Here is a 6811-nt window from a genome sequence, read left to right as displayed (position 1 = left end):
ATGAATCGTAGGGCCTCCACATCGGTGGGGGCTCTACGGCTTTCCGGGTCCCGATGCCGGAGGCCGCTTGGTGCGGGTCATTCCAGACCGTAGCGCCGCGCCGACTCCTCCTCCTGCGCGAGCCGGTGCAGCGCGCGCAGTACCGGCTCGAAGAGCACGGCCGCCGCGACCGCCGTCTCGACCTTCTCCTTCTCCGCCGCGTGCGTCTGCAGCATGTCGAGATCGCGCCGCGCGACTTGGTGCATCAACTCCGCGTACGGGGCCATGAGTTGGGCGTCGCAGGGATAGCCGAGCCGGATCAGGGCGGCCACCGCGACCACCAGCGACCGGTGCACGGGGGACAAGGTGGCGAGTTCGTGTGCGGTCTCCCAGCCCAGCGCCCGCAGAAGTGCGTCCACCTCGCGCCGGGCGGCCACCACCGCGGGATCCTCCTCGTCCGGCTCCGGCCCCTGCGGCATCGCCCACAGGGCCGCGCCCAGGCGGATGGTGCGGCCGAGCGACTCGTCGTCCACGTGCCGCAGCACCTCCCTGGCCGTCGCGACCGGTATCCGCCCCACCTGGATCAGCGCCCGCACCAGCCGCAGCCGGCGCAGATGGCTCTCGTCGTACTCGGCGGTCGTCGCGTTCACCTGGCGGCCTGGCGCCAACAGCCCTTCCCGCAGGTAGTACTTGATCGTCGCGGTGGACACACCGCTCCGCTCGCTCAGCTCCGCCAGCCGCATCCCTTGCGCCTTTCCTTGGGTCGCGTCACTATCCAAGCACCGCGTTGTCGGATAGCGCCGCTAGCCAAGCCTGCCGAGGGGGACGCCGTGTTCGGGAAGCCCACGTCCGTGAGCCGTACCACCGCAGCCGCCGAAGGGGACGTGGTCGTCCTGCTCATCGGCATGCGGATCAACCACTTCTGGGCGGTGCACCACTGGCTGCCGGTGTTCCTGGCGATGCCCCGTATGCTGCGCGAGCTCACGAAGCAGCCCGGGCGTGGTCTGCTCGGCCAGGTCCTGCTGACGGCCTCCCCGCGGACGTACTACGTCGTGCAGTACTGGGAGTCCAAGGAGAAGCTGTACACCTACGCGTCGGCGTCCGACATGTTCCACCACCGGGCCTGGGCGACGATCAACCGCAAGGAGAAGGCGGGGAAGCTGCGGCAGCACGTGGGGATCTGGCACGAGACCTATGTGGTGCCGGAGGGCTCGTACGAGTCGATCTACGGTGACATGCCGCCCTTCGGGCTCGCCGCCGCGCACGGCGTCCTCCCCCTTGAGAGGCGGGGACGACGGGCGAGCGACCGGTTCGCGTACCGCGCGGCGAAGGCCGAGCAGGGGGCGCCGCCTTCGGCGTAGGGCGCGGTGCCGCCGCTTTCCGGAAGGGGGCCCGCCGCGGCGTTGAGGCCTGCCCCTTTCCGGTGACGCACGGGCCGCTCAGCCCGAGCGGCGCAGTGCCTCGGAGAGGCGGGCGGCCGAGTCGATGACGGCCTGGGCGTGCATCCGGCCCGGGTGGCGCGTCAGACGCTCGATGGGCCCGGAGACGGAGACAGCGGCCACCACACGGTTGGAGGGGCCGCGTACGGGGGCGGAGACGGACGCCACGCCCGGTTCGCGCTCCCCGATGGACTGGGCCCAGCCACGGCGCCGTACCCCGGACAGGGCCGTCGCCGTGAAGCGGGCGCCCTGCAGGCCGCGGTGCAGCCGCTCGGGCTCCTCCCAGGCCAGCAGGATCTGCGCCGAGGAGCCCGCCTTCATCGTGAGCGTGGACCCGACCGGGACCGTGTCCCGAAGGCCCGACAGGCGTTCCGCGGCGGCGACGCAGATGCGCATGTCCCCCTGGCGGCGGTAGAGCTGCGCACTCTCGCCCGTGACATCGCGGAGGTGGGTCAGCACGGGGCCCGCCGTCGCCAGCAGGCGGTCCTCGCCGGCCGCCGCGGCCAGCTCGGCAAGGCGGGGCCCGAGAATGAAACGGCCCTGCATGTCACGGGCCACCATGCGGTGGTGTTCCAGCGCCACGGCCAGGCGGTGGGCCGTGGGTCGTGCCAGTCCGGTGGCGCCGACCAGGCCCGCGAGGGTGGCCGGACCGGACTCCAGAGCGCTCAGGACGAGGGCCGCCTTGTCCAGAACGCCGACGCCGCTACTGTTGTCCATGCAACGATACTCACGTCTCACTCTGTGAAACGCAAGTTCAATTTCCCGAGGAACCCGCCACCCTGGAAGTCACGGCGGCCCGCGCACCAACGGGCCCGGCGGCACACGCCCGGGAACCGGGGGTACGGGCGCTGCCACCTGAAGATCTCGAGTTGGGCCGGCGCAGGTTTTCGCCGGCCGGAGGGAAAGCGATGGGTAGGACACTCGCAGAGAAGGTCTGGGAGGACCACGTCGTCCGGCGCGCCGAGGGCGAGCCCGACCTTCTCTACATCGATCTGCACCTGCTGCACGAGGTGACCAGCCCGCAGGCCTTCGACGGTCTGCGCAAGAGCGGACGCCAGGTGCGCAGGCTCGACCTCACCATCGCAACCGAGGACCACAACACCCCCACCCTCGACATCGACAAGCCCATCGCGGACCCCGTCTCCCGCGCCCAGCTGGAGACGCTGCGCAAGAACTGCGCCGAGTTCGGTGTGCGCCTGCACCCGCTGGGCGACGTCGAGCAGGGTGTCGTGCACGTCGTCGGCCCGCAGCTGGGCCTGACCCAGCCCGGCACGACGGTCGTCTGCGGTGACTCGCACACCTCGACGCACGGTGCGTTCGGCGCGCTGGCGTTCGGTATCGGCACCTCCCAGGTCGAGCACGTCCTGGCGACCCAGACGCTGCCCATGGCCCGCCCGAAGACCATGGCCATCACGGTCGACGGCGAGCTGCCCGACGGTGTCACGGCAAAGGACCTGATCCTGGCCGTCATCGCCCGGATCGGCACCGGCGGCGGCCAGGGCTACATCCTGGAGTACCGCGGCCCGGCCATCGAGAAGCTCTCGATGGAGGCCCGGATGACCATCTGCAACATGTCGATCGAGGCCGGTGCCCGCGCGGGCATGATCGCCCCGGACGAGACCACCTTCGCGTACCTCAAGGGCCGTCCGCACGCCCCCGAGGGTGCGGAGTGGGACGCCGCGGTGGATTACTGGAAGACCCTGCGGACCGACGACGACGCGGTATTCGACGCCGAGGTGCGCATCGACGCGGCCGGGCTCTCGCCGTTCGTCACCTGGGGCACCAACCCGGGCCAGGGTGCGCCGCTTTCCGCGTCCGTCCCCGACCCTGCTTCGTACGAGGACGCCTCGGAGCGCCTGTCCGCGGAAAAGGCCCTGGAGTACATGGGGTTGGACGCCGGGCAGCCGCTGCGCTCCATCAAGGTGGACACGGTCTTCGTAGGTTCCTGCACCAACGGCCGCATCGAGGACCTGCGCGCCGCGGCCGCGATCCTCGACAACCGCAAAGTCGCCGACGGCGTACGGATGCTGGTCGTCCCGGGCTCCGCGCGCGTGGGCCTGCAGGCTGTTTCCGAGGGCCTGGACGTGATCTTCAAGGAGGCCGGCGCCGAGTGGCGGCACGCGGGCTGTTCCATGTGCCTCGGCATGAACCCGGATCAGCTGGCCCCGGGGGAGCGTTCCGCCTCCACCTCCAACCGCAACTTCGAGGGCCGGCAGGGCAAGGGCGGCCGCACGCACCTGGTCTCGCCGCAGGTCGCCGCCGCGACGGCGGTGCTGGGCCACCTGGCGTCCCCCGCCGACCTGTCCGACGCCGACACTCGTACGCCCGCTGGAGTCTGAGAAGTCATGGAAGCATTCACCACGCACACCGGCCGGGCCGTCCCGCTGCGCCGCAGCAACGTCGACACCGACCAGATCATCCCCGCCCACTGGCTCAAGAAGGTGACCCGCGACGGGTTCGAGGACGGGCTGTTCGAGGCCTGGCGCAAGGACCCCGAGTTCGTGCTCAACCGCCCCGAGCGGCGGGGCGCCACGGTGCTGGTCGCGGGCCCGGACTTCGGCACCGGATCCTCCCGTGAGCACGCCGTCTGGGCGCTGCAGAACTACGGCTTCAAGGCCGTCGTCTCTGCTCGGTTCGCCGACATCTTCCGTGGCAACTCCCTCAAGAACGGGCTGCTCACGGTGGTCCTGGAGCAGAAGATCGTGGACGCCCTGTGGGAGCTCACCGAGAAGGACCCGACGGCTGAGGTCACCGTGGACCTCGAGGCGCGTGAGGTGCGCGCCGAGGGCATCACCGCCGCCTTCGAGCTGGACGAGAACTCTCGCTGGCGACTGCTGAACGGTCTCGACGACATCTCCATCACCCTCCGGAACGAGGCCGACATCGCCGCGTACGAGACGGGGCGCCCCTCGTACAAGCCGCGGACGCTCCAGGTCTGACCCCCGGCCCGCAAGGGCTGGTTTCGGCCACCGCAACACTGCCTGTACCCCCAATCGTGGACGGTTGGGGGTACAGCCGTTTCTGCTGCCGGACGCCTCCGGCGCGCCGCCTCGCGAGCCGCCAACTCCCCTGGCTACAAAGGACATTGCCCCGGTATGCGGACTCCGCGGTCGCGACGTTCCGGGGCGCGCGGAAGGCCCGGAGAAGACGGTAGTTGCCCCCAGCGGGGGCGACAACTCGCCCCAGATGGCACAATCTGTGCATGGACAACGACGGCCAACTCGAGCTCTATACGGCGGTCGCGGCCCAACTCAAGGAAGCGCACGCAAGGGTGCGCGCACTGCAAGTCCCGGAGGGCGTACGGATGGCGCTGACCCGGAAGCTGCTGGTCATTACGGCCGCGGCCAAGCACGATCCCGCCGAAGCGACCAGGCGTCTCGAGCGGTTCATGACCGACCTCGACGAGGACCGAATCCCCGAAGAGGAACTCTGAGGCAGCCGGGTCGGTGCGGCACAAGGGTGATAAGCCCGTTTCGTGTTTGATTTGCGGTATATATCTGCCTAACGTGCGAAAAAGCTTGAACACTTTCGTTCTGGCGATGTCTCCGAAGGGGAAGACGTGAACAAGGCGCAGCTCGTAGAAGCGATTGCCGACAAGATGGGTGGCCGCCAGCAGGCCGCCGATGCTGTCGACGCGGTCCTGGACGCCATCGTCCGCGCGGTCGTCGGAGGCGACCGGGTCTCGGTCACCGGCTTCGGTTCGTTCGAGAAGGTCGAGCGTCCGGCCCGTTACGCCCGCAACCCCCAGACCGGTGAGCGGGTTCGGGTCAGGAAGACCTCTGTGCCGCGCTTCCGCGCGGGCCAGGGCTTCAAGGACCTGGTCAGCGGCACGAAGAAGCTCCCGCGCGGTGGTGAGGTCGCCGTCAAGAAGGCTCCCAAGGGCAGCCTCCAGGTCGGCGCTGCCGCCACGGTCAAGAAGGCCGCGGCGAAGAAGGTCACCGCCAAGAGGGCGGCCCCTGCGAAGAAGGCCGCCGCAAAGAAGGCAGCCCCTGCGAAGAAGGTCACGGCGAAGAAGGTCACGGCGAAGAAGGCCGCGGCGAAGAAGACCACCGCGGCCGCCAAGAAGGCGGCGGCGAAGAAGACCACCGCCAAGAAGGCGGCGGCCAAGAAGGCCCCGGCGAAGAAGGCCCCGGCCAAGAAGTCGACGGGACGCAAGACCACCGCCAAGAAGGCCACCGCCCGCAGCTGATCGGGGCGCTCGGGCACTTACGCGCCGGGCCGGGCTCCCAGGGGGAGCCCGGCCCGCGGTGTGTCCAGGAGGTGGTCAGAACGTCTGCAGGGTCACCAGCGTGATGCGCCGGGCCTCGCCCTCGCCTTCCGTCTCGATCCGCACCCGCTGCCCCGGGCGCAGCAGCCTGAGTCCGCCCGCGTCGAACGCCTGCGCGTCGAAGGGGACGGGGGTGCCGTCGTCGAGCAGCACCTGACCGGTGCGCGTCTCGGGGTCGTAGGTGTACGCCGTCGCCTGCATGACGGCAGCCTATCGACCGTTCCGAGCGCGTCCCCGGGCCGTCTCGGGCCGAGGACCCCCCGTCGCGTCAACCGCCGTGCCGGCCGGGGATGAGCAGCCGTGCCGCCACCGCCGCCGTGCGCGGCCCCACACCGAGCGCCAGCGCCGCGCGCAGATCGTCGCCGGTGTCCACGTCCTGACGCACGGAGTCCACGGCGCCGAGAGCGAGTTCCACGGCACCCGAGGCCAGGTGACGCATTCGCGAATCCGCGCCGAACGCGGGCAGCAATTCCCGGCCCGGCGTCGCGGCCAGCAGTGTCGTACCGATTCCTGCGGCGTCGGGCAGAAAAGCGCGGGGAAATTCGGCGGCGGCGCCGAGTACCCGGGCCAATTCTGGGGCGCGCAATGCGGGGAGGTCGGCGTTCAGGGCCGCCACCGCGCCGCCCGGACGCAGTCGTCGTACGGCAGCCGCCGCGTGCGCGAGCGCCGCGTTCAGACCGCCTGCAGGCTCGTTCCCGACGATCCGGGCGCCGAGGGCCGCCAGCTCCCGTCCGGCGAGCGGGTCGTCCGTGACGACCGCCACATCATGTACCGCGGCACAGGCGAGAGCCGCGGCCACCGTGTCCTGCGCAAAGGCCAGGGCGAGCCCTGGACGCACTCCGTCCGCCGCGGCGTCCGAGAGCCTGCTCTTGGCCCGCGCAAGGGCCTTCAGGGGTATGACCAAGGTCCACTGCACGAGTGCTCCGTCCCTGTGTTGTCGCGCCCATTGTCGCCTGGTTCGACGGTGGGGCGTGACCGCCGTCCGGCGCCCGGCCCGTGGGCAAGGGGCGCGAAGCGCCATCCAACGGCCGTGGTCGGTGACGCTCGGGCGTACGGTGTTCTCGACAGACGGGCGGCCGGGGGTGACACTTGTGCGGCCCACAGCCCCAGTGCCAGGCCTTGTGCC

At 70.6% G+C, this 6811-nt stretch carries 9 protein-coding genes; 5 read left to right on the top strand and 4 right to left on the bottom strand.

What is annotated here, in order from left to right; genetic code table 11:
• Positions 1-77: 77 nt before the first annotated feature.
• A complete protein-coding gene (locus VXC91_RS25255; RefSeq protein ID WP_329509621.1) occupies positions 78-722 on the bottom strand; it encodes a MerR family transcriptional regulator in 645 nt (214 codons plus the stop codon).
• 108 nt (positions 723-830) lie between these two features.
• Here VXC91_RS25255 and VXC91_RS25250 point away from each other — a divergent pair, with 108 nt between their 5' ends.
• Positions 831-1340 carry a DUF4188 domain-containing protein gene (locus VXC91_RS25250; RefSeq protein WP_408057465.1) on the top strand — a complete coding sequence of 170 codons (510 nt, stop codon included), beginning with the start codon at positions 831-833 and terminating at the stop codon, positions 1338-1340.
• A gap of 78 nt (positions 1341-1418) precedes the next feature.
• Here the strand turns inward: VXC91_RS25250 and ndgR are convergent, their stop codons facing one another.
• A complete protein-coding gene (ndgR, locus tag VXC91_RS25245; RefSeq protein WP_055493538.1) occupies positions 1419-2135 on the bottom strand; it encodes an IclR family transcriptional regulator NdgR in 717 nt (238 codons plus the stop codon).
• Between the two features lie 191 nt (positions 2136-2326).
• Between ndgR and leuC the strand changes: the two genes are divergently transcribed.
• From leuC to VXC91_RS25225, 4 genes are all read left to right on the top strand, one after another.
• Positions 2327-3757: a 3-isopropylmalate dehydratase large subunit gene (gene leuC, locus VXC91_RS25240; protein ID WP_329509619.1), complete on the top strand. Its 1431-nt coding sequence runs from the start codon at positions 2327-2329 to the stop codon at positions 3755-3757.
• 6 nt (positions 3758-3763) lie between these two features.
• Positions 3764-4357: a 3-isopropylmalate dehydratase small subunit gene (gene leuD, locus VXC91_RS25235; RefSeq protein WP_329509618.1), complete on the top strand. Its 594-nt coding sequence runs from the start codon at positions 3764-3766 to the stop codon at positions 4355-4357.
• A gap of 263 nt (positions 4358-4620) precedes the next feature.
• On the top strand, positions 4621-4851 hold the full coding sequence (locus tag VXC91_RS25230; protein ID WP_329509617.1) for an SCO5555 family protein: 231 nt from the start codon (positions 4621-4623) through the stop codon (positions 4849-4851).
• Between the two features lie 126 nt (positions 4852-4977).
• Positions 4978-5607, top strand: a complete 630-nt coding sequence (locus tag VXC91_RS25225; RefSeq protein WP_329509616.1) for an HU family DNA-binding protein — start codon at positions 4978-4980, stop codon at positions 5605-5607.
• A 75-nt stretch (positions 5608-5682) separates the two neighbouring features.
• Here the strand turns inward: VXC91_RS25225 and VXC91_RS25220 are convergent, their stop codons facing one another.
• Both VXC91_RS25220 and cofC read right to left on the bottom strand, forming a co-directional pair.
• Positions 5683-5886 carry a hypothetical protein gene (locus VXC91_RS25220; RefSeq protein WP_329509615.1) on the bottom strand — a complete coding sequence of 68 codons (204 nt, stop codon included), beginning with the start codon at positions 5884-5886 and terminating at the stop codon, positions 5683-5685.
• A gap of 67 nt (positions 5887-5953) precedes the next feature.
• Entirely contained in the window at positions 5954-6601 is a 648-nt protein-coding gene (cofC, locus tag VXC91_RS25215) for a 2-phospho-L-lactate guanylyltransferase (RefSeq protein WP_329509614.1), read from the bottom strand.
• Positions 6602-6811 lie beyond the last annotated feature (210 nt).

Origin of the sequence: Streptomyces chiangmaiensis, assembly GCF_036281785.1 — a bacterium.
Lineage (GTDB): Bacteria > Actinomycetota > Actinomycetes > Streptomycetales > Streptomycetaceae > Streptomyces > Streptomyces chiangmaiensis.
This window is presented reverse-complemented; position numbering and strand designations above follow the sequence as displayed.